Origin of the sequence: Pseudomonas sp. SMV7, assembly GCF_052041995.1 — a bacterium.
Taxonomy (GTDB): Bacteria; Pseudomonadota; Gammaproteobacteria; order Pseudomonadales; family Pseudomonadaceae; genus Aquipseudomonas.
The window spans coordinates 214,258-235,503 of the sequence record NZ_JBKGGT010000002.1; the positions used below are offsets into that span (position 1 = coordinate 214,258).

Genomic DNA, 21,246 nt, shown 5'->3' on the forward strand with positions numbered 1-21,246 from the left:
GCTCAAAGGCATTTGAAATAGTCGAACGGCTCCAGGCACTCGCGGCAGCGGTACAGCGCCTTGCAAGCGGTGGAGCCGAACTGGCTGAGCAATTCGGTCTGGGTGCTGCCGCACTGCGGGCAGCACACCTGGGGCGCCGCGCCGAGCAGGCTGCGCTTGCTGCTACTGCCTTGCGGCGGGGCAATGCCATAGGCCCGCAGGCGTTCGCGGCCCAGCTCGCTGATCCAGTCGGTCGTCCAGGCCGGCGTCAGCCGGCGCTCCAGCGCGGGCGCCGGGAAACCCGCCTGCTCCAGCGCCAGGCAGATATCCGCCTCGATCACTTCGGTGGCCGGGCAGCCGGAGTAGGTCGGCGTGACCACCAGGTGGAGGTGGCCGGCACGCCAGTCGAGGCCACGGACGATGCCCAGGTCGACCACACTGACCACGGGCACCTCCGGGTCCATGACCTGGGCCAGCACCGCCCAGGCACGTGCCAGGTCGTCCGCACGTGGCGCGCGGGCGCCACGGTCGCCGGCAATCAGTTCACCAGGTTGCATCGGGGTAGGCCCTTGGCAGGAACTGCATCTCGGCCAGCAGCAGGCCAAGGTGCTCGGTGTGAAGACCTTTGCGGCCATCCAGGTAGAACTGGCTGGCCGCTTTGGGCAGCGGCAGCTCGACCGCAGCGAAGACGTCGCCAACCTGCTTCAGCCAGCCTGCGCCGACGCTGACCGGGTCAGCGGCGATACCTGCCTGGGCCAGTTGTACCTCGTTGTCACTGCCGGCCGTGAGTTCGACGGTGAAGCGCCACAGCGCCGGGATGGCGGCAAGCATGCGCTGGCGGCTTTCCTCGGTGCCGCCGCCCAGGCGCTGTACCCATTCGCTGGAACGGCGCAGGTGGTAGGTGACTTCTTTCAAGGCTTTGCCAGCGATACCGGCAATGCGCTCGTCGCGCGAACCGGCCAGGCCCTGGAGCACAGCGAAATGCCAGGCGTCATAAAGGAACTGCTTGGTCATGGTCACGGCGAAATCGCCATTGGGTTGCTCGACCAGCAGCAGGTTGCGGTAGGCCCGTTCGTCGCGACGGAAGGCCAGGGCATCGGCGTCGCGGCCGTCATCCAGCAGCTCGGCGGCATATTCCAGCCAGTTGCGGGCCTGGCCGACCAGGTCGAGGCCCACGTTCATCAGGGCCAGCTCTTCTTCGATGGCCGGGGCCCGGCCACACCATTCGCAGAGGCGCTGGCCCTGCACCAGGGCACTGTCGCCGAGCAGCAGCAGGTAGGGGATCAGATCGTGCTTGTGCATGGCCAACCTCACATGTGCCCGACTTCGTCAGGCAGTTCGTAGAAGCTGGCGTGGCGATAGACCTTGTCGTCCGCCGGGGCGAACAGTGGGTCTTTCTCGTCAGGGGAGGAGGCGGTGATCAGGGCCGAGGGTACCACCCACAGGCTCACCCCCTCGCTGCGGCGGGTATACAGCTCGCGGGCGTTCTCGATGGCCATGGCCGCATCGGCCGCGTGCACGCTGCCGACATGCTTGTGGTTGAGGCCGTGCTTGCTGCGCACGAACACTTCGTAGAGGGTCCAGACAGACATTTTCGATCTCCGCATCAATCGCCGCTCAGGCGGCGTTCTTGTTCTGTTGCTTGCGCGCGTAGGCCACCGCAGCCTCGCGTACCCAGGCGCCGTCCTCGATGGCCTTGCGCCGGGTGGCGACACGCTCCTGGTTGCACGGGCCATTGCCCTTGATCACTTCGTAGAACTCGTCCCACTGGATTTCGCCGAAATCGTAGTGGCCGCGCTCGGCGTTCCACTTCAGTTGCGGATCGGGGGCGCTACAGCCGAGCAGCTCGAGCTGCGGCACGGTCTGGTCGATGAAGCGCTGGCGCAGCTCATCGTTGGTCTGGCGCTTGATTTTCCAGGCCATGGACTGGGCGCTGTTGGGAGAATGTTCGTCGCTGGGGCCGAACATCATCAGCGCCGGCCACCACAGGCGGTTGATGGCATCCTGGACCATGTCACGCTGGGCCTGGGTACCGTGGCGCATCATGGTCAGGAGCATTTCGTAGCCCTGGCGCTGGTGGAAGCTCTCTTCCTTGCAGATGCGGATCATGGCGCGCGAGTAGGGGCCATAGGAGGTGCGCTGCAGCACCACCTGGTTGACGATGGCGGCGCCATCCACCAGCCAGCCCACCGCGCCCATGTCGGCCCAGCTGAGGGTGGGGTAGTTGAAGATGCTCGAATACTTGGCCTTGCCGTTGTGCAGCTTGGCGATCTCTTCGTCACGGTCGGCGCCCAGGGTTTCCATGGCGCTGTACAGGTACAGGCCGTGACCGGCTTCGTCCTGGATCTTGGCCATCAGCTGCAGCTTGCGCTTCAGGCTGGGGGCGCGGGTGACCCAGTTGCCTTCGGGCAGCATGCCGACGATTTCCGAATGGGCGTGCTGGGAGATCTGCCGGATCAGGGTCTGGCGGTAGGCCTCGGGCATCCAGTTCTTGGCTTCGATCTTGATTTCGGCGTCGATCTTTTCCTGGAAGTTGCGCTCTTCGGGCGACATCTCTTCCAGCGACTTGACGCGCTTGACTCCGGTTTCCACTAGCTGTGCGTACATGTGCTGCGACTCCTGCTAAGGCATGAGTCATTTGTAAGCGATACAAAACACAACGTCAAACACATTTACGTGTATCAAATAAGATTTATGTATCGCTTTGCTGGCCGAAGGGGCTGCTGCGTCGCGAAAGGGGCGCGGCAGCCCGCGCAATCCTTCAGGCAAAAAAAAGCCCCGACGATTGCCGGGGCCGAACAGGCAGCCGAATGAATCAGCTGGCCAAGCGTTTGTCGAATACGTGGCAGGCCTTGCCCTCGGAGCGCTTGAGCGTGCCGCAGGGTTGCAGGCACACCTGGGTGCTGATGCCGATATAGGTCTTGATCTGCCTGGCCAGTTCGCCGGTCAACGACTTGCGCTGGCCTTCATCAAGGTGCTGGCAGTCCGAACGCAATTCCACATGCACGTCCACGCTGTCCAGGTTTCCATTTCGATACAGATGGATCTCATAAAGCTCTGAAAGCTGTTTTATTTTAAGTACCTGCTCCTCAATCTGGGTCGGAAACACGTTGACCCCGCGAATGATCAGCATGTCGTCGCTGCGACCGGTGATCTTGCCGATCCGCCGCATTGGCCGGGCGGTGCCGGGCAGCAACCGGGTCAGGTCGCGGGTGCGGTAGCGCACCATGGGCAACGCTTCCTTGCTCAGCGAGGTGAACACCAGCTCACCCAGCTGGCCGTCCGGCAGTACCTGGCCGGTGGCCGGGTCGATGATCTCGGGGTAGAAATGGTCTTCCCAGATGGTCGGGCCGTCCTTGGTCTCGAGACATTCCATCGCCACCCCGGGGCCCATGATTTCCGACAGGCCATAAATGTCGAGGGCATCGATGCCCAGGCGCTGCTCGATCGAGCGGCGCAGCTCGTCGGTCCAGGGTTCGGCACCGAAAATGCCCAGCCGCAGCTTGAGCGTGTGCGGGTCGATGCCCTGGCGCTCGATCTCGTCGGCCAGGTTGAGCATGTAGGACGGGGTGACCATGATGATGTCGGGCTGGAAGTCGCGGATCAGCTGCACCTGCTTCTCGGTCTGCCCGCCAGACATGGGAATCACCGTGCAACCCAGGCGCTCGGCGCCGTAATGCGCGCCCAGCCCGCCCGTAAACAGGCCATAGCCATAGGACACATGCACCTTGTCACCCTTGCGCCCACCGGCGGCGCGAATCGAGCGGGCCACCACGTTGGCCCAGGTGTCGATGTCGTTCTGGGTGTAGCCGACCACCGTCGGCTTGCCGGTCGTGCCACTGGAGGCATGCAGGCGCACGACGTCCTGCTGGGGCACGGCGAACATGCCATAGGGGTAGTTGTCGCGCAGGTCGTTCTTGCCGGTGAAGGGGAACTTCGCCAGGTCTTCGAGGCACTTGAGGTCGTCAGGGTGGGCGCCGCACTCGGCAAAGCGCTGGCGGTACAGCGGCACGTTGTCGTAGGCGTGCTTCAGGCTCCAGCGCAGGCGCTCCAGCTGGTGCTGGCGCAGGGCATCCACGCTGGCGGTTTCCATCGGGTCCAGCAGGGCACGATCGGCATCATGGTACATGTTCATGGCTTCACTCGAATTGTTCTTGTACGCCGCGCGGCAGCAGTAGCGGGCTGCGCGGTGAGTGTCATGAGCGCAGCATATACGGCTGCGTTCGGTTCGGTAACGGGCCGGTGGTCGGCGCCGCTCAAAGGCGTTCGATGACCATCGCGATGCCTTGGCCAACGCCAATGCACATGGTGCACAGGGCGTAGCGCCCGGCGCTTTCCTCCAGCTCGTGCAGGGCAGTGGTGACCAGGCGTGCACCGCTCATGCCCAGCGGGTGGCCCAGGGCGATGGCCCCGCCATTGGGGTTGACCCGCTTGTCGTCGTCGGCCAGGCCCAGCTCGCGCAGCACCGCCAGGCCCTGGGCCGCGAAGGCTTCGTTGAGTTCGATGACGTCCATGTCGGCCAACGACAGCCCGGTCAGCTCGAGGACCTTGCGGGTAGCCGGCACTGGCCCCATGCCCATCAGCCGCGGTTCGACCCCGGCTGCGGCCATGCCGACGATGCGCCCGCGGGCCTTGAGGCCATGGCGACGGGCGGCGGCGCTGCTGGCCAGCAGCAGCGCACAGGCGCCGTCATTGACCCCGGAGGCATTGCCGGCAGTGACGCTGCCACCTTCACGGAACGGGGTGCCAAGCCTGGCCAGCTGTTCCAGGGTGGTGTCGCCACGCGGGTGCTCGTCGTGCTCGACCACTTTGGCCGGGCCTTTGCGTTGCGCGATTTCGACCGGCACGATTTCCCGTGCCAGGCGGCCACGTGCCTGGGCCGCAGCAGCCTTGTGCTGGCTGCGCAGGGCGAACGCGTCCTGGTCGGCGCGGGAAATGCCGAACTGCTGGGCAACGTTCTCGGCGGTTTCCGGCATGGAGTCGGTGCCGAAGGCAGCCTTCAGCAACGGGTTGACGAAACGCCAGCCGATGGTGGTGTCGAACAGCTCGGCCGCGCGGCCGAACGCCTGCTCCGCCTTGCCCATGACGAACGGCGCACGCGACATCGACTCCACGCCGCCGGCCAGCATCAACCCGGCTTCGCCGCAGCGCAGCGCGCGGGCAGCAGTGCCAATGGCGTCGAGGCCGGAACCGCACAGGCGGTTGATGGTGGTGCCGGGCACCTCGATGGGCAGCCCGGCCAGCAGGCTGGCCATGTGCGCCACGTTGCGGTTGTCCTCGCCAGCCTGGTTGGCACAACCGAGAATCACATCGTCGATGGCCTTCCAGTCCAGTTCCGGGTGCCTGCGGATCAGCGCCTGGAGTGGAATGGCCGCCAGGTCATCGGCCCGCACACTGCTCAAGGCCCCGGCATAGCGGCCGATGGGGGTGCGCACGGCGTCGATGATCAAGGCATCGGCCAGGGTGTGTTCAGTCATCTTGCGTCTCCTGCGCCAGCACCGTGCCGCGCACTTTGTAGGACTTGCCATGGAACATCGCCAGCAATTCACCACGCTGGTTCTCGATGCGGACCTGGTACAGACCCGTGCGGCCCTTGCGGCTGAGCTCGCTGGCCTGGGCGGTGAGCACGTCATCGCACAGTGCCGGGGCCAGGTAGTCGATACTGCAGCCCAGGGCGACGGTGGCCTGGTCGTAACTGTTGCAGGCGAAAGCGAACGCCGAATCGGCCAGGGCGAACAGGAAGCCGCCGTGGCAGGTACCGTGGCCCTGGATCATGTCGGCGCGTACCGGCATGCGCAGGGATGCCTGGCCGGGGCCGGCAGCCAGCAGCTGGATGCCCAGGCCCTGGGTGGCCTGGTCGCGGGCGTACAAGGTATCGGCACAGGCTTGTGCCAGTTCGACTTCAGTCATGCAGGCTGCCTCCTTCGGCTTCGCAGCGGCGCAACAACAGGGACGGGCGGTAGCGGCTCTCGCCGTAGCTGCGCTGCAGGTTGTCGAGCACACGCAGGGTCTGGGCAATGCCGATGTTCGCCGCCCAGGCCAGCGGGCCGCAGGGGTAGTTGACCCCCGCGCGCATGGCCAGGTCGATGTCGGCGGCGCTGCCGACGCCCTGCAACACGGCATCGGCGGCCTCGTTGGCGAGCATGGCCACGGTGCGCAGCACCACCAGGCCAGGCAGGTCGGCGACCGGGGTAACCCGCAGGCCGGCGCATTGCAGCAAGGCCACCGCCTGGTCGCGGGCGTGGTCGCTGGTGTCCGCCGACCAGCTGATGGCAAGGCGTGTGGCGCTGGCGTAGTCCAGAGCCAGGTCCAGCAGCACCAGGTTGCGCAGGCCGTCTTGCCGGGCCCGCTGGCTGGCCAGGCGGCCATCCGACAGCGCCAAGGTGGCTTCGCCGACCTGAATCACGCCGCTACCGGCACGCTGGACCACGGTGATGCCGCTCGCGCGCAGGCGCTCGACCAACGGCTGCAACACCCCAAGATGGCCTTCGACGACGCAGGCCTCGGCTGTAGCTGGGCTGTGCAGCTCATGCGGCTGCGCACGCCCGGCCCCTTCGGCATAGCTGTAGAAACCCTGGCCCGTCTTGCGGCCAAGGCGGCCGGCGTCGACCAGTTCCTTCTGCAGCAACGAAGGCTGGAAGCGAAAATCGCCGTAGAACGCTTCGAACACCGAGCAGGTGACCGCGTAGTTGACGTCGTGGCCGATCAGGTCGGTCAACTCGAATGCGCCCATGCGGAAACCGCCAGCCTCCCGTAACAGCGCGTCCAGTGTCGCGCAATCGGCCGCGCCTTCCTGCAGCAGGCGCAGGCTTTCCGCGTAGAATGGCCGCGCCACGCGGTTGACGATGAACCCCGGCGTGGAGCGCGCATGCACTGGCTGCTTGCCCCAGGCCTTGGCGGTGGCATGAATGCATGCGGCAACGGCAGGGGCGGTGGCCAGGCCCGAGACCACTTCGACCAGTGCCATCAGCGGTGCGGGGTTGAAGAAATGCATGCCGACCAGCTGTTGCGGGCGCTCCAGCCCGGCAGCCAGGCTGGTGATGGACAGCGACGAAGTGTTGCTGGCAAGGATGCAGTCGCCAGCACACAGGGCTTCCAGCTGGCTGAACAAGGCTTGCTTGACCTGCAGGTTCTCGACAATCGCCTCGATCACCAGGCGCGCATCGGCCAAGGCTTCAATACTCTCCACCGGGCACAGCCGGGCGCTGATCGCTTGCCGTTCGGCAGGCTGCAAGGTGCCTTTTTCCACAAGCCGGGCAAGTTGCCGATCGATACCGGCCAGCGCCTGCACAGCAGCGCCAGGGCGGTTGTCGTAGAGTTTGACCGGGTGACCGGCCTGCGCCGCGACCTGGGCGATGCCAGCCCCCATGGCACCCGCGCCGATCACCGCCACCGGGGCATTGCTTGCAAGTGCACTCATGATCAACGCCCCTTGAATGCCGGGGTGCGCTTGCCGATGAAGGCGCTCACCCCTTCACGGTAGTCGTCGCTGCGCCCAGCCAGACGTTGCAGGTCGCGCTCCAGCTCCAGCTGTTCATCGAAACCATGGTCGAAACTGGCGTTGAGGCCGCGCTTGATCAGGGCCAGGCCGTAGGTTGGCTGGGTCGCGAGCTGGCGGGCGAGGGTCAGGGCCTCGTCGCGCAGGGCAGCATCATCCACTACGCGGTGGATCAGCCCCCATTGCTGGGCCTGCTCCGCGCCGAGGCGCTCGCCCAGCATGGCCAGGGCCTTGGCCCGTGCCATGCCGACCAGCCGCGGCAGCAGCCAGGTGCCCCCGGAGTCCGGCACCAGGCCGATCTTGCAGAAAGCCTGGATGAAGCTGGCCGAACGGGCCGCCAGCACCAGGTCGCAGGCCAGCGGGATATTGGCACCAGCGCCGGCCGCCACGCCATTGACCGCGCAAATCACCGGCAAGGGCAAGTCACGCAGGGTACGCACCAGCGGGTTGTAGAAGCGCTCGATGGATTCGCCCAGGTCCGGCCTCTCGGCGCCGGGGGCGACATTGCGCTCGGACAGGTCCTGGCCGGCACAGAAGCCGCGGCCTTCAGCGGTCAACAGCAGCACCCGGGCATCACTGCTCTGGCGCACCTGTTTGAGCGCTTCGCGTACTTCCAGATGCATGGCGGCATTGAAGCTGTTCAGCTGCTCGGGGCGGTTCAAGGAGAGGAGGGCGACGCCGTCCTCGATGGAAAACAGGATGTGCTGGAAGGTCATGACAGACTCGCTTCGTCAGGCTAGGGAAGATGATCAGCGGCCCTGGAAGCGGGCCTGGCGTTTTTCCTGGAAGGCGCGAATGCCTTCGTCGCGGTCGGCGGTGCCGGCCAGCAAGGTGAAGGCATGACGCTCGAAGCGCAGGCCGCTGGCCAGGTCGGTGTCAGCGGCCTTGAGCAACGCTTCCTTGGCCAGGCGCACCGCCAGCGGCGCCTTGGCGGCGATGCTGCGGGCGACCTGCATGGCGCGCTCTACAGTGAATTCGGGCTGGGTGACTTCGCTGACCAGGCCCGCCTGCAGGGCGTGGCGAGCGGTGATGGTCTCGCCAGTCAGGACCATTTGCATGGCCAGCGGCTTGCCTACGGCTCGCAGCAGGCGTTGGGTGCCGCCAGCGCCGGGGATGATGCCGAGGTTGATTTCCGGCTGGCCGAAGCGTGCATCGGTGCCGGCGATGACGATATCGGCGCACATCATCAGCTCACAACCACCGCCCAGGGCATAGCCGTTCACTGCAGCGACCAGCGGCTTGCTGAAGGCGGCAATGCCTTGCCAGTGCGCAACACGCGGGTCATTGAGGATGCCCACCAGATCGCGCTCGGCCATCTCGCGGATATCGGCGCCTGCGGCGAATGCCTTGCGATCCCCGGTGATGATTACCACGCGGGCCCGCTCGTCGTGCTCAGCCGCCCTGAGTGCCGCGGCCAGTTCTGCCAGCAACTCGGTACACAGCGCGTTCAGGGCCTCGGGCCGCTGCAGGGTAATGAGCTGGATGCCCTGTTCGGGCGCCTGCACGTCGAGATATCGCGGCATGTCGGGTTCCTCTGGCTGCACGCACGGCACATCGTGGGGCCGGCATTTATTGGAGTTGTCTGCAGGGACGTGATGCTGGGTCATGTCCAGGTGGCACCAGTATATGCATCACCTGATACAATTACGCAACATCTAAATCTGAATGCCGTATCCTTTTAAGATGTGACGGGATGTTCGACAGCGGCGCTGCCAAAGCGCTGTGAAGATGTGAATAGCGAGGAGATCCAGCGCTTAAACCGGAATTACAAGGTGAGTTTTACGAGAAAAGCGATACGTGAACAGGGCGATTGACGGCCGATACAATGTGATACAACATCTGTCAGCGTTTGTTATCATTTGAGGAGCTTTCGCCATGCCTTGCTATCGCCTGGACGGCCTGACGCCCGTGGTTCATCCCACAGCCTATGTGCACCCCAGCGCCGTGCTGATTGGCGACGTCATCATCGGCCCCCGTTGCTATGTAGGCCCACTGGCCTCGCTGCGGGGGGATTTCGGCCGCATCGTGCTGGAGGAGGGGGCCAACCTGCAGGACACCTGTGTGATGCATGGCTTTCCCGGCGGTGACACGGTGGTCGAACGCAACGGGCATGTCGGGCACGGCGCCGTGCTGCACGGCTGCCGCATCGGTGAAGACGCCTTGATCGGCATGAACGCCGTGGTCATGGACGGCGCCCGGGTGGCGCCACGCTGCATCGTCGCGGCCACCGCATTCGTCAAAGCGGGTTTCGAATGCGCAGCACAAAGCCTGGTGATGGGCTCGCCAGCCCAGGTCAAGCGTTCGCTGAGCGAACAGGAACTGGCCTGGAAGCAGCGCGGCACCGCCGAGTACCAACACCTGGCACAGCGCTGCATGAACAGCCTGGTGGAATGCCTGCCACTGAACGAAGCCGAGCCCGAACGCCCACGCATGGAAGACACCGGTGTCAGGCCCAAAGGTACGGCACCGGCATGAGCCTGGCAGCGTCACGCCATGGTCAGACGGTCCGCCGCACAGGTATAGTCGGTGCTTTATCCGCGCACAGTTCGCCCATGAGCAATCTCGCCCCACTGAACAACCTGATCACCCGCTTCCAGGAACAGACGCCGATCCGCGCCAGTTCCCTGATCATCACTTTGTACGGCGACGCCATCGAGCCTCACGGCGGCACCGTCTGGCTGGGCAGCCTGATCAACCTGCTGGAGCCGGTCGGCATCAACGAGCGGCTGATACGCACGTCGATCTTCCGCCTGACCAAGGAAGGCTGGCTGACCGCCGAGAAGGTCGGCCGGCGCAGCTATTACAGCCTGACGGGTACTGGCCGGCGGCGTTTCGAGAAAGCTTTCAAGAGGGTCTACAGCCCCAGCCAACCCGCCTGGGACGGCGCCTGGACCTTGGTATTGCTGTCGCAACTCGAGGCCGGCAAGCGCAAAGCGTTGCGTGAAGAACTGGAGTGGCAGGGGTTTGCTGCCATGGCGCCGAACCTGCTGGGCTGCCCGCGGGCAGACCGCGCCGACCTGACGGCCACCTTGCGCGAGCTGGAAGCCGCTGACGACAGCATCGTCTTCGAAACCCACACGCAGGAAGTGCTTGCCTCCAAGGCCATGCGCGCCCAGGTCCGGGAAAGCTGGCGTATCGACGAACTGGGGCAGCAGTACAACGAGTTCATCCAGCTGTTCCGGCCGCTATGGCAAGGCTTGAAAGAGCAGCCGCAACTGGATGCGCAGGATTGCTTCCTGGCCCGCACGTTGCTGATCCACGAGTACCGTCGGCTGTTGCTGCGCGATCCGCAACTGCCGGACGAGCTGTTGCCAGGTGATTGGGAGGGAAGGGCCGCGCGACAGCTGTGCCGTAACCTGTATCGCCTGGTGTTCGCCAAGGCTGAAGAGTGGCTGAATGCTGCGTTGGAGACGGCTGATGGGCCGCTGCCGGATGCGAATGAAGGGTTTTACAAACGTTTCGGCGGCCTGCTGTAGGACCGCCAAATTATAACTACGCTAAATGAATATTTAGTGTAGTTATAAGTGAAATGCATATCATCGGGGCAGGCGACGGGCTAGCCAAACCGTTTGCCCGCCACATTCCGCGTCCTCCACGATGTGCTCCAGCACCCCGAAACCGTGGTCGTTCAATCGAGCGGTGTATTCCTCAGGAGCCAAGCTGGCGTGATAGAGCGTTTCGCCCTGGAATTCACCCAGCGCTTCGCCATGTGCAGGCCCACTGGTAAACATCAGCAGCGCACCGGGTGCTGCGTGGCGCTCGAAGACCGGAAACATCCGGCGTTGGTCGTCAGGCTTGAGATGGAAAAAGCTGTTCCAGGCGAGAATGCCTGCGAACTGGCGATCAAGCGCCAGCGTGCGCATGTCGCCATGAATCCATTCCTGCGTTGGAAATCGCTTGCTGCACAAGGCGAGCATCTGCGTAGACGAATCCACACCGACAACAGATACGCCGGCATCGATCAGATGGCGTGCGACAGGTTGACCAGAGCCGCAGCCCAGGTCCAGCACGGTTGCCGTGGGTGGCAGCAACGAGCGGAAGCGTTCGATCCATTTGCGATCAACGAAATGGTTGGAGCGCAGATCGTTCCAGATCGATGCGTGGCGATCGTAGAGACTGATGATCTGATCGGCGGATGGATGGTGCGGCATGGATTGGGGCATCCTTGGTTGTGGAGGTCGAACGTCCGTGATGGGTTCCAGGGTTCAAATGTATCTGAGTAGCGGCCCGTGCGGGAAACATGAAACTGCGCATAATGCACAGACCTTATGTTGAGCGTCGTCCGGATACTGCCAGCGGCTCCGGACGTCGCGTAACATAGGGTCGATTATGCGAATCCCTCTCATGCTCTCAGAGCGCGCCGTGCGCGACGCTAAGGCCTACATGGCCAATCCTGACCCCGAACACGCGGTCGAATCCCTCATTGATTCCTACGGCAACCTTGTCAGCGATCTGCGCAAGCTGCGCTCGAGGGTTCGCCAGTTGGACGACGAGTCCGCCGAGCTGGACGTTCTTATCAGCAAGCTACGAGAGGTCGCCCGGCTGATCGACGACTTGTGATTGCTAGCAAATAATCGTGCCGGCGGCGCCGTCCAGGGCATCAATTGCTAGCATTTCTCTCGATGGAACTGCTAGCATAATTGCGCCTGGTTATCGGTGATTGATGACCAAATTGCTAGCAAAAGGATTCGCAATGTCTGACACCAAGCTGCTCACCCTGCGGGATGTTCCTGTGGAGCTGGTCCACACGGCCAGACGCCTGACCGGTAAAGGTACCGGTAGCCAAGCATTCATCGCATGTGTGTCGCTCGCCGAGCATCAGGCCGACCAGATCGCCGACATGCGGGAGCAGATTCAGTCGCTTCGGGAGCAAGTGAAGGTCTATCAAGGCGTGCTGCGGGATGCGCATCAGGCCGCGGTGCAACTGGCGGAGGTTGCCGGGCAGGGCGATATGTTTACGCCGTCGTCGGAAAACCCACTGCGCCCGGGCTACCGTCGCTAGCATTTTTCGTTGGCCAGCTGCTGCACCAGGTCGAAAAGTGCTAGCAGTTTTTCCTGCAGGAGATCTCCTCCAGGATCAATTTTGCTGTCAGTCACTGACAGTCAGGAGGAGTCTTTGGCGGCGGGGTTTAGCGTAGCGCGGACCCCGTCGCCAATGACTCCACCAGTCCGCTCTTTGCTTTTCGCCAAATTGCCCCGGCGCGGTCTCGAATGGTCAAGGGCCGCGACCCCGGCTTATCGTGACAGCGCTCCACCGTCACGATAAACGGAGTCCCGGAGCGCAGCGCCCCTTTACCACACCTCGCCCCTTTATCCTCTGAGGTGGGTGGCTGGGAGGCGCTTTTCCTCCCGGCCTCCCGCCGATGCATCAAAGGGATGCCCGCCGGAGGCGCTCTTGATCTTCTGCGTCAGTGAAGCCGCAGCCCGCTGATGCCTTTGATCACTGCTGTTGCAGCGACGACCTTGATCAGCAGATCGAGCACCCATAGAGCGCAGCCGCCCATGATGATCCCCAGCGCGATCTGCTTGGCCAGCCAGTTGCCGCTGCGCTGATGTGAGGCATAGCGCCGCCCGGGCGCGTCGTCGTCCATTACGGCCCGCAGGTCGTCTTCCATGATGGTTCCTTGATGGGATTGGATGGAGCCGCCGAAGGCGGCGAGGGGGTGGGGGTGCTGTTACACCCTCACTTTACCCCGGATGGCCGGGGTGAAATGGGCCATCCTGCCATCATGCCGTTCTGCTTGACAATAAAAATATGGGAGTCCATATATTTTGGAAACTGAAGGTGGTCCTATGCCAGTACTCTGGCTTGACATCCCCCAAATGCTCATCGACGCCGGCGTTGTCAGCAATCTTTACGCCGCTCGCACCACTTCCAATTACGCCTTGATGTGGTCTCAAGGCGCTCAGCTCGACCTCTCAAAAAGCTCTACCAACCTGCATAGAGCCAGGCTTAGAAAGATCGGTATAGACATCAAGAAGCCCTATCAAGGTGAGCTTTACTCGCTTGAAGACTCAAGATCAATTATTGCCCAAAGGAATTCGATTGTGAGCTAACTGAGTCAGCCGGGCAGGGGAGTTGCCGCTCTCAAGTGCCGACGACATGCATTTACTCAGGATCTTTATAATCCAGCCCGCAGGCATAGATGCCTACCCGAGGCGTTGCCGCTCCCCGGGAGGCTTACCACTTACGATCTGACATAGAGGGAAAGATCGCCATGGCTCCAACCACTACTCAAGTCGCCGATGCGCCTGGGTCCCGCATGCCTGCGCCAGCATTACTGAACATGGCTGAACTTGAAAAAATATCATGTTCAACGCGCGGCGCTAGCACCATCCATCCTCTGCAGTTGGTGGGTAAGAGCATCAGATTTGCTGAGCTTCAACCTGTGTATTCTGAATCGTTCGACGATCCGATCTACCAGGCCGCAATTTCTCAGTCCGTTGTCTTAGCTGTTTGCCTCGGCAGCCCTAAGCATGGAATTGAAACAAGTCTTTTGCTTAGCGGGGGCAGGGGTCTGATCCGTACTACTCAGACATTTCCAATCTGACCATCTTGGATGTTCTGTGAAGATCTAGCCTCAACGGGATGCGGACGAGAACGGTGCTATTGAGAGCAATCAAGGTAAAGCCTTATAACTAAACTAAATGAATATTTAGAGTAGTTATTCCTGTGGGCATATTTGAAGGCAGGGTAGCCCATCTGGTGAGCTAGCGCTTAACTGACGGAGAATTTTGATGCAGCAGCGCCTTACGCCTTGGATGATCGAAAGCGCTTATCGCTATTGGGAGGCCGCCAAACACCTGCTTACTGGGCACGACATGATGGCAGTTGCCCAAGTAAACGCTGCGATCGGTATGGAGATTTTGCTGAAAAGCTTCGTCGCTGTGCCCAATGGCAACCACGGCCAGATCAATGAAACCTACGACCTTGACGCCGAATTGATCAAGCATGCACATCGCGAGCTGCAGCTTGCCAGCAGGATTTCGGCTGACAAGCGTGTCGACAAGCACGATCTGCTCACGCTTTTTTACGCAGTCCCTGCGGATATCCGCATGCGCCTTCGACTCGACCAGGAGGAAGAATGGATTGAACGTTACCGCAACGTCTTCACAAACGCTCGGTATCCATACGAGGCCAACTCGGCAATGGGCTACAGCGACACGCTGGTCTACGTACTGGGCCAAATGATCGAGAACGTTGTGAAGTAGTATCGAGAGCAAATCTGCCGTGACGTCTTCATCGTTTGCTATGGCATGACGCCGGCGGATTTTCTGGCCAAGGCTGGAAAGGAGTCTGATCAGTCGTGAAGCTGTGTTGATGTCGAGACTTTGGAAACACGCGAAAAATCTAACACACTGATTCCTCTGAATATTTTGTAAATTCGGAGCGTCTAGTCGCTCAGATTTTGCATTTTTCGCATGTTTAACTAACCTTGAGGTATTTTTCGCACATTCAGTTGCGTTTTGCATTTCCGCAGAGGCCGCATAAATGGATCGGTTCACTATCAGGCGTGGAGCTTTGGTTTTTGCAAGCGCCAGAAAATTAGAGATATTGGAGTCCGTATCGGCAAGCAAAATTAAGGCGCGGGATCTTGCTACAGGCGAGATTGTAACTATATCGCCAGGAAATATAGAATTTGAATTCGAGATTAAATACTCTGACTCCGAAGCGTTGCCGCCAAAGAAAAACACCCAAAAACCAACCATCGATTTGTTTAGCGAAGATGAACTGAAAGTTGCGGATTTTCGCTACACCACGCTTTTGCCACTATTATCACGCAAGCCCATTCCAAAAAATGAAATAGACGCCGCGGGCAAAACCTTGAATTTGAGCGTATCCCAAATCTACCGCCTGCTTGCTCTGATGGAACCAGATAAGGGTTTCGTTAGCTTGATACAGAAGAAAAAAGGGCGGTCTGTAGGGATGAAGCAGATTGATGGCGTTGTAGAAGATCTTATCAAGTCTGCAATAGATGATCACTACGAAGGCAGGGCAATTACGACAGAGGCAATATATGAAATAATCAGAAAACAGTGCATAACTCAGAATTTACCCGTGCCAAGCCTAGGAACTGTATCCAGCAGGATCAAAGAACGGCCTCGTCGGGAGCTGTTGACGAAGACTGTGGGAAAAAAAGCCGCTGATCAGGAGCTGTCGGTGCGGGGAGGAAAGATTCTCCCGACTGCTCCGTATGAATTGATACAGATTGATCATGCCCTTGTAGACTGCATTATCGTGGATGGGGAAACTCGCAGGCCATTGGGCCGCCCTTGGGCGACTTTGGCAATCGATGTATACACCCGCGCAGTCGCCGGGGTTCACTTGTCTTTGAGCCCTCCATCTTCAATGTCCGTGGCTTTGTGTATTTCGCATACTATTTTACCAAAAAATCAGTGGCTCAAAGCATATGGGTTAGATGAGTTCGAGTACCCTTTTTATGGCGTGCCCAAACGAATTCATGTAGATAACGCCAAAGAATTTAGATCAAGTAATCTCCAGAATAGTTGTCGCTGGTACCGCATAGACCTTACCTACAGGCCAAGAAGAGTTCCTCACAATGGGGCGCATATTGAGCGGTTGATTGGTACCTTCATGAAGAGGGTTCACTTGTTACCCGGCGCAACGATGTCTTCTGTGAAGGAGCGAGGAGATTATGATAGCGAAAAAACTGCTGCCCTTTCATTTGCGGAATTTCGCGAATGGTTTATCACGGAAATAGAAAAATATCACAAGAAAAAACACTCAGCCATTGGCTGTTCGCCATTGTTTCAGTGGGAGCGTTACTATAAGACTGACGATGGCGTACTGCATTACCCCCAGATCATCGAGGATAGGCGTAGGTTGCTTATTGACTTTATGCCCATTAAAAAAAGACGCATTAGTCGCTCCGGCATCAAACTCAACTGCGTCGAGTACTATTCTGCGGCACTTAAAAGATTCGACATAAACACCCGATGCCAAGTGAGGTATGACCCTGAGGCTATCGGCAAAATCTGGGTACTGCCGGAAGGGGAAAGTAATTATATAGAATTAACATATTCTGATGTCAGGTTTCCAAATGTAACACTGGCGGAATTTAAGCATGCGCGAAAACAGCTCGCTGCTGAGAGTGATCGGCGGGTAACTGCAGCTGAAACATTTGCATTGATAAAGAAAAATGATGATTTGGTCGAACGTGCAGTTTCACTTACTAAGCAAACCCGAAAAATGAATGAACGTAAAAAAATCCGCAGTGAAGACCCTGGGCACCCACTGAATCGGCAGACCAATATACAACCTAAGCCGGCTAATGTGGATTATGCCCGTAAACCCACAGCGTTCGACATTGAAGACTGAGACGCCTAGGAGTGTGCGCCATGAAAACTGGTGAATCATTAGATCACATAATGCCCGCCCGCCGCCAAGCAGTCAGCTGGAGCGATGATAAGCGGGTGGGTCTTATTTATGCTGACTGCTGGATTAACTATCCTGAGGTTAAAGCTATTAGAGGTACGGTACGCGCAGTTTACGGCATGCCAGCTAAAATTCAGGCGCAATGCGTGATGATATCCGGCGACCCAGGAATGGGTAAAACTAGTTTGTTCTCACGCATTGAGTCGGATTTGGAGACTCTTCGCAAACGCTCGGAGGAACCACGCGGATACATCTCTTTTACTGTGCCTCCGGATCCTACGTTATCTGGATTTGAAGAGTCGATCGAGAAAGCTCTAGGGATATCGATTGGTCGGATTCGAGGCGGGATTTTACCGACCTCTCTGACGAGGGCTGTCGAAATGAGAAGAATTAGGATGGTGTTGATCGATGAAGTCCATAATCTCCTCAATGCGAACAGGGTTGATCAACGAAAGAATCTTTCCTTTTTTCGGGCGCTTAGTAGTCCGCCTTTGTCACTGTGCATTACTGCTTTTGGAACGGAGGACGCTCATCACGCGATTAGCAGTGACAGCCAGTTGGCTCGGCGTTTTCAGCGATACCACTTACCACTGTGGAGTGAAAATGAAAATTTTCGCTCTTTTTTAGCAGCTTACGAGAGCTATTTGCCTCTGAAGAGACCGTCTGAGCTCTGGGGGGCAGGCAAAGTTAAATATCTTTTGAAAGAGACGGCCGGGAATACGGATGCCATTGTCAAGCGCATTACTCGGGGTGCAGTCTGGGCTATATTGGACGGGAAGGAGAGCATTGATTTAAAGTGTCTTGAAAAAGCTGAAGGAATTCCCCCTTATTTCGAGTCTTTCGATGATGAGGGTTAATCAGAGCTTCGCGGGGCTACTCAAGCCGCTTGTAGGCGAGTCCATCTCAGGCTGGATTGCAAGGGGGCAACACTCTAAAAATCCTTTTCTTTTTGATCGGGCCGCAGATGCAATTGAAAAGTTTGGGGCGGCGGATGCAGATGAAACCACCTCGGGATTATTGCGCAGAGAGTTAACGCAAATTTTCGATGTGAACTCTTCATTGTTCGACTATCTCTTCGCCGATTACGGCTCATGGTTAAAGCATCCGGCAAATTTGCGAGTGGACATGTGCGAGTTATGCTTGTTCGAGGATTTTTCAACTTATCGACGCCCGACGACTAGGAGTATATGGGCTTACAGTTGGTTTAATATTTGTCACGTACACGGCAATCTAATCCGTGATCTTGGCAGCACTATACCTTCCCAAGCTATTGCCAATGTGTTGAATCACTACATGGGAGCAATCCCCCGACCTTCATCGCTCAGCATGCAGAGTCCGCTGTCTATTCGTAAACTTAGAATGATTGCCTCGCGCACATTCAAAACCCTTAGCCTCATGGCCCTTTCTTTTCAGCAGTGGTACATTTCAGCGTTAAAGGCTGGCAAGGTTCACATACCTGGAGCAGCGTCTACAGTCGCCCTGATTGATTTTGAAATATTCATGTCTGATCTGATCGCGGTTATTGGAAAAAAACGCAGCTACCCTTATCACCAAAAATCTTATATTGCACGGCTACTGGATATAAAAGGTGAATGCTCGTTAAGTGTGCGACTATCGCCATCAGCGGGACCCGAGGCATGCTTGTGTTTTGAGGTCAGAGAGCACCCTCCTGAAGTCCGTATGGCGATGTTTGCACTCCTGGGTCTGTTCATCGGTGTGCCCCACTGCGTTCGAAGTTGGCAGCAAGGAGAAGACTTTCAGGTGCGAAGCGATAATCTTGATAGGCTCTGGTGGGGCATGCACAGTGAGCTTGGGCAGAATTTGGGGTACTTGGAATGGTTAGAGAACCGCTCGCGCAATTGGAATGCTGCCATCAAAGAAAGATATAGCCACTTACTTGTTGACTGGTGGCATAACAGGCGAGCGAGGACTTGATTCAGAAGGGACTGCAATTAGATCGTACCTTCCCGCCGTCGTCCGCTGAGTCGTCATTAAGCAACCAAAGGCGTGTGATCAGCGTGCTCATCCAGAGCGGCCAGCGACGTAGAGGATCGGCGTAGTCGACTTGTGATCGAGGCCTTTCACGCATTCCTCGTAGGAAGCACCATCGATCAGCGCCACTGTAACGGTTTGGCGCGCCCCATCAGGATTGGTTGCGATTGATTGGACAGGCACCATGGACCACTGACCTGCGCCATCGTTTCTGGGCAGAACGCTCATCACGCTCGTGATCGCAGCATCGCTGGGCAAGTCATGCATGAGCTGAAGAAAGTGATCTACACATGACACCAAAAATACTCGCTGGAAATCGAAACCCTCCTCGGTTTGCTTTAGGCAAACGTATAGCCAGGGAGTGACTAATTCTCGCTCGATGATCGCCCATTGCCTGGAGCCGTCCCTGTATTGCAAACCGCTGCGTAGCTCAGCGCCCGGATGAGTCACGAACATGCAGGCTACCTCGCACTGAAAATGAACACTATAGATTGTAGTCCTTTAGTGTTCAATGTCGCTTCATCGTTCCTTTTGCAGGAGTCGCAAATGGAACTGAATGATGCTGTCGGCCTGGCATTACGGAATGCACGCCTTCGCAAGGGCTTCACTCAGGAGGATTTTGGCAGCATCAGCAGTCGAACCTATATCAGTTCCCTGGAACGCGGGATGAAAGCGGTCACCGTCAACAAGCTCACGTCGATCGCCGACCTGATGGGCGTGCACCCACTGAGCATCTTGGCCGAAAGTTTTGTGCTGCAATCGGGGGGCAATTTGGACGAGCTGCTGGCCCGCGTCAAAGCCGAACTGTCTGCTTAGTGTTGACACAGAAATGCGTTGGGTGCAGGTCTGCTGGTGTTCGCTCGTCGCTTCACGTGCGCGCGCTCCTGGTTGATCTTGCGAGAACCTGTCCTGCAATTCATCGCGTGGATTCATTCGGCTCCGGCTCCAATTGCGCCGGCGCTATTCTTCCGATTCGTCGACGGTACCGAAGCCGAGTCCGGACCTCAGTAAGTTACCCTCGTACAGACGCGATTTGAGCTCGCCGTGAGCGCTGCGGATCGCCAGCACGGTGGCATAGATCTGATAGCGGGTGTCAGCTCGCTCAATACGGTTGACCTGCAATACGCTGCATAGGGTTTGGGCGCCGCACAACCACAACGCTCGCGCCGAGCCCGAGGTTCCTTCGTGGCGATTGAAGACGAAATGGATGTCCACTTTGTTCGCGCTGCGGTGCGCGCGTACCAGATCCTCGCGCGGATCGGGCGAGTTTATGTTGCTGAAGAAATGCCGCCCCTGGACATAGATGATGTCACCACTGGTGATCAAGGCGGGTAGGGTGCCGCGGTCGAGGTCATCGGAAATGTTCTGCGGCACGGTGTGCTCCAGCACGCAGGACAACATCTGGACCATGTACTGGTACAAGTGGTGAGCGGATCTGGCGTTATAGGGGGAGCGCCCACGTTCATCCAGTTCAACGACGCCGATGGCGGCACAGAGCCCGTGCTGGCGAGCTTCTGCAAAGCCGGGTAGGCGCTGCAGATCAACCCCGCTGGCCCTCGCCAGCTCGAACAGCCGCAGGTGGTTGAAGTACCACCAGTGGCATGCCTGCACCTGCGTCGATTGATGGATAGCGAGCCGGTCCATATGAGCAACTTGACGCTCCCACGCCAGCTTCGCGGCGAGTAATCGCTCTACCGACAGTGTCACCTCCAAGCCGCGCTGGTTGTGAGCTTCGCCATGATGCAGCGTACACAGCACGGCGAGATTGGCCGGCGCGTGATCGCGACTCTTGGCCCAGGGTTGGATGTGGTGAACCACCACTGGCCGGGTCGCCTCGCGACACACACAGCACAGCCAACGGCTGGCGAACAGCACTTGGAGCAAGGCCTCTGATGGGATCGGCGGCCGATTCCCCTTGTACAGGCGGGCAATGGTCGGCTGATCGATGCTGAGCGCCTCAAGCGCGGCCACATCGCATTGCTGCAGCTTGCTCAGTGTCCAGCCTGCCAGCCGTAGGGCTTGGGCGAGGCGGGTGTCCATGCCCCTGGCCAGCAGTGCCAGTTCGGTTGGGTTCTTGGTCACTCCGGTGCTCTCTGACGCCGACGATGCGGTGGCTTGTCAGTGCGGGCTGCCATGTCAATCCACCAGGATGCTTGGGATGGCACGACCTCTGGCAATGTCGCTCTTCACGTACTCGTCATCGCTTTCCCGACGGGTAAGTATGCCGAATTCGTACAGCTGCTCAGTGCGACCATTGAGCTCACCCACTACCTCGCCACGGGCGCCCGCGGGAAGGAGTTTCAGCTGGCTTCGCAGCTTCTCGAGTTTCTCCAACTGCACGCGTTTAATGTCCGACTGCTCCATTGATGCCTCCGAGGCT

General features: G+C 59.2%; 26 protein-coding genes. 11 read left to right on the forward strand and 15 right to left on the reverse strand.

Going from position 1 to position 21,246, the window contains the following annotated elements:
- Nucleotides 1-2: 2 nt before the first annotated feature.
- From paaD to paaF, 10 genes are all read right to left on the reverse strand, one after another.
- Nucleotides 3-536: a 1,2-phenylacetyl-CoA epoxidase subunit PaaD gene (gene paaD / locus ACLEJP_RS03965; protein WP_440804615.1), complete on the reverse strand. Its 534-nt coding sequence runs from the start codon at nt 534-536 to the stop codon at nt 3-5.
- Nucleotides 523-1,281: a 1,2-phenylacetyl-CoA epoxidase subunit PaaC gene (paaC, locus tag ACLEJP_RS03970; protein WP_440804616.1), complete on the reverse strand. Its 759-nt coding sequence runs from the start codon at nt 1,279-1,281 to the stop codon at nt 523-525. Before paaC ends, paaD begins: the two co-directional genes overlap by 14 nt.
- Nucleotides 1,282-1,289: 8 nt before the next feature.
- On the reverse strand, nt 1,290-1,571 hold the full coding sequence (gene paaB / locus ACLEJP_RS03975; protein ID WP_013972614.1) for a 1,2-phenylacetyl-CoA epoxidase subunit PaaB: 282 nt from the start codon (nt 1,569-1,571) through the stop codon (nt 1,290-1,292).
- Between the two features lie 25 nt (nt 1,572-1,596).
- Nucleotides 1,597-2,586, reverse strand: coding sequence for a 1,2-phenylacetyl-CoA epoxidase subunit PaaA (gene paaA / locus ACLEJP_RS03980; RefSeq protein ID WP_440804617.1), 990 nt, complete (start codon nt 2,584-2,586; stop codon nt 1,597-1,599).
- Nucleotides 2,587-2,794: 208 nt separating this feature from the next.
- Nucleotides 2,795-4,114, reverse strand: a complete 1,320-nt coding sequence (gene paaK / locus ACLEJP_RS03985; protein WP_440804618.1) for a phenylacetate--CoA ligase PaaK — start codon at nt 4,112-4,114, stop codon at nt 2,795-2,797.
- 121 nt (nt 4,115-4,235) lie between these two features.
- A complete protein-coding gene (gene pcaF, locus ACLEJP_RS03990; RefSeq protein WP_440804619.1) occupies nt 4,236-5,456 on the reverse strand; it encodes a 3-oxoadipyl-CoA thiolase in 1,221 nt (406 codons plus the stop codon).
- A complete protein-coding gene (paaI, locus tag ACLEJP_RS03995; protein ID WP_440804620.1) occupies nt 5,449-5,889 on the reverse strand; it encodes a hydroxyphenylacetyl-CoA thioesterase PaaI in 441 nt (146 codons plus the stop codon). Before paaI ends, pcaF begins: the two co-directional genes overlap by 8 nt.
- The gene (gene paaH / locus ACLEJP_RS04000; RefSeq protein ID WP_440804621.1) at nt 5,882-7,399 is read right to left on the reverse strand and encodes a 3-hydroxyacyl-CoA dehydrogenase PaaH; all 1,518 of its coding nucleotides are present in this window, start codon (nt 7,397-7,399) and stop codon (nt 5,882-5,884) included. The genes paaI and paaH overlap by 8 nt, the downstream gene beginning before the upstream one ends.
- Nucleotides 7,400-7,401: 2 nt before the next feature.
- Entirely contained in the window at nt 7,402-8,193 is a 792-nt protein-coding gene (gene paaG, locus ACLEJP_RS04005) for a 2-(1,2-epoxy-1,2-dihydrophenyl)acetyl-CoA isomerase PaaG (RefSeq protein ID WP_440804622.1), read from the reverse strand.
- A 33-nt stretch (nt 8,194-8,226) separates the two neighbouring features.
- The gene (gene paaF, locus ACLEJP_RS04010; RefSeq protein WP_440804623.1) at nt 8,227-9,000 is read right to left on the reverse strand and encodes a 2,3-dehydroadipyl-CoA hydratase PaaF; all 774 of its coding nucleotides are present in this window, start codon (nt 8,998-9,000) and stop codon (nt 8,227-8,229) included.
- Nucleotides 9,001-9,352: 352 nt separating this feature from the next.
- Here paaF and paaY point away from each other — a divergent pair, with 352 nt between their 5' ends.
- Nucleotides 9,353-9,952 carry a phenylacetic acid degradation protein PaaY gene (gene paaY / locus ACLEJP_RS04015; RefSeq protein WP_440804624.1) on the forward strand — a complete coding sequence of 200 codons (600 nt, stop codon included), beginning with the start codon at nt 9,353-9,355 and terminating at the stop codon, nt 9,950-9,952.
- Nucleotides 9,953-10,029: 77 nt separating this feature from the next.
- Entirely contained in the window at nt 10,030-10,953 is a 924-nt protein-coding gene (paaX, locus tag ACLEJP_RS04020) for a phenylacetic acid degradation operon negative regulatory protein PaaX (protein WP_225777841.1), read from the forward strand.
- 60 nt (nt 10,954-11,013) lie between these two features.
- On the opposite strand, the gene ACLEJP_RS04025 is transcribed toward paaX, so the two are convergent.
- Entirely contained in the window at nt 11,014-11,628 is a 615-nt protein-coding gene (locus ACLEJP_RS04025; RefSeq protein ID WP_440804625.1) for a class I SAM-dependent DNA methyltransferase, read from the reverse strand.
- A 211-nt stretch (nt 11,629-11,839) separates the two neighbouring features.
- Between ACLEJP_RS04025 and ACLEJP_RS04030 the strand changes: the two genes are divergently transcribed.
- A complete protein-coding gene (locus tag ACLEJP_RS04030; RefSeq protein ID WP_440804626.1) occupies nt 11,840-12,037 on the forward strand; it encodes a DASH complex subunit Dad3 in 198 nt (65 codons plus the stop codon).
- A gap of 133 nt (nt 12,038-12,170) precedes the next feature.
- Nucleotides 12,171-12,479 (forward strand): hypothetical protein, encoded by a 309-nt coding sequence (locus ACLEJP_RS04035; protein ID WP_440804627.1) that lies wholly within the window; start codon nt 12,171-12,173, stop codon nt 12,477-12,479.
- 406 nt (nt 12,480-12,885) lie between these two features.
- On the opposite strand, the gene ACLEJP_RS04040 is transcribed toward ACLEJP_RS04035, so the two are convergent.
- Nucleotides 12,886-13,092, reverse strand: a complete 207-nt coding sequence (locus tag ACLEJP_RS04040) for a hypothetical protein (protein ID WP_440804628.1) — start codon at nt 13,090-13,092, stop codon at nt 12,886-12,888.
- 178 nt (nt 13,093-13,270) lie between these two features.
- On the opposite strand from ACLEJP_RS04040, the gene ACLEJP_RS04045 reads away from it, so the two are divergent.
- The 6 genes from ACLEJP_RS04045 to ACLEJP_RS04070 all read left to right on the forward strand — a co-directional run bounded on the left by ACLEJP_RS04045 (nt 13,271) and on the right by ACLEJP_RS04070 (nt 18,809).
- A complete protein-coding gene (locus ACLEJP_RS04045) occupies nt 13,271-13,534 on the forward strand; it encodes a phage/plasmid replication domain-containing protein (RefSeq protein WP_440804629.1) in 264 nt (87 codons plus the stop codon).
- 161 nt (nt 13,535-13,695) lie between these two features.
- The gene (locus ACLEJP_RS04050; protein WP_440804630.1) at nt 13,696-14,028 is read left to right on the forward strand and encodes a hypothetical protein; all 333 of its coding nucleotides are present in this window, start codon (nt 13,696-13,698) and stop codon (nt 14,026-14,028) included.
- A gap of 187 nt (nt 14,029-14,215) precedes the next feature.
- The gene (locus ACLEJP_RS04055; protein ID WP_440804631.1) at nt 14,216-14,689 is read left to right on the forward strand and encodes a hypothetical protein; all 474 of its coding nucleotides are present in this window, start codon (nt 14,216-14,218) and stop codon (nt 14,687-14,689) included.
- Between the two features lie 280 nt (nt 14,690-14,969).
- Nucleotides 14,970-16,817, forward strand: a complete 1,848-nt coding sequence (locus ACLEJP_RS04060) for a Mu transposase C-terminal domain-containing protein (protein ID WP_440777627.1) — start codon at nt 14,970-14,972, stop codon at nt 16,815-16,817.
- A 20-nt stretch (nt 16,818-16,837) separates the two neighbouring features.
- Nucleotides 16,838-17,731, forward strand: a complete 894-nt coding sequence (locus ACLEJP_RS04065; RefSeq protein WP_440777628.1) for a TniB family NTP-binding protein — start codon at nt 16,838-16,840, stop codon at nt 17,729-17,731.
- The gene (locus ACLEJP_RS04070) at nt 17,676-18,809 is read left to right on the forward strand and encodes a hypothetical protein (protein WP_440804632.1); all 1,134 of its coding nucleotides are present in this window, start codon (nt 17,676-17,678) and stop codon (nt 18,807-18,809) included. Before ACLEJP_RS04065 ends, ACLEJP_RS04070 begins: the two co-directional genes overlap by 56 nt.
- A gap of 87 nt (nt 18,810-18,896) precedes the next feature.
- Here ACLEJP_RS04070 and ACLEJP_RS04075 read toward each other — a convergent pair whose 3' ends face one another.
- Nucleotides 18,897-19,322: a hypothetical protein gene (locus ACLEJP_RS04075; RefSeq protein WP_225777836.1), complete on the reverse strand. Its 426-nt coding sequence runs from the start codon at nt 19,320-19,322 to the stop codon at nt 18,897-18,899.
- Between the two features lie 90 nt (nt 19,323-19,412).
- Between ACLEJP_RS04075 and ACLEJP_RS04080 the strand changes: the two genes are divergently transcribed.
- A complete protein-coding gene (locus ACLEJP_RS04080) occupies nt 19,413-19,682 on the forward strand; it encodes a helix-turn-helix domain-containing protein (RefSeq protein ID WP_225777835.1) in 270 nt (89 codons plus the stop codon).
- Between the two features lie 144 nt (nt 19,683-19,826).
- Here ACLEJP_RS04080 and ACLEJP_RS04085 read toward each other — a convergent pair whose 3' ends face one another.
- Both ACLEJP_RS04085 and ACLEJP_RS04090 read right to left on the reverse strand, forming a co-directional pair.
- Nucleotides 19,827-20,948 carry an HNH endonuclease signature motif containing protein gene (locus tag ACLEJP_RS04085; protein WP_440804633.1) on the reverse strand — a complete coding sequence of 374 codons (1,122 nt, stop codon included), beginning with the start codon at nt 20,946-20,948 and terminating at the stop codon, nt 19,827-19,829.
- Between the two features lie 54 nt (nt 20,949-21,002).
- Nucleotides 21,003-21,230: a hypothetical protein gene (locus ACLEJP_RS04090; RefSeq protein ID WP_440804634.1), complete on the reverse strand. Its 228-nt coding sequence runs from the start codon at nt 21,228-21,230 to the stop codon at nt 21,003-21,005.
- Nucleotides 21,231-21,246 lie beyond the last annotated feature (16 nt).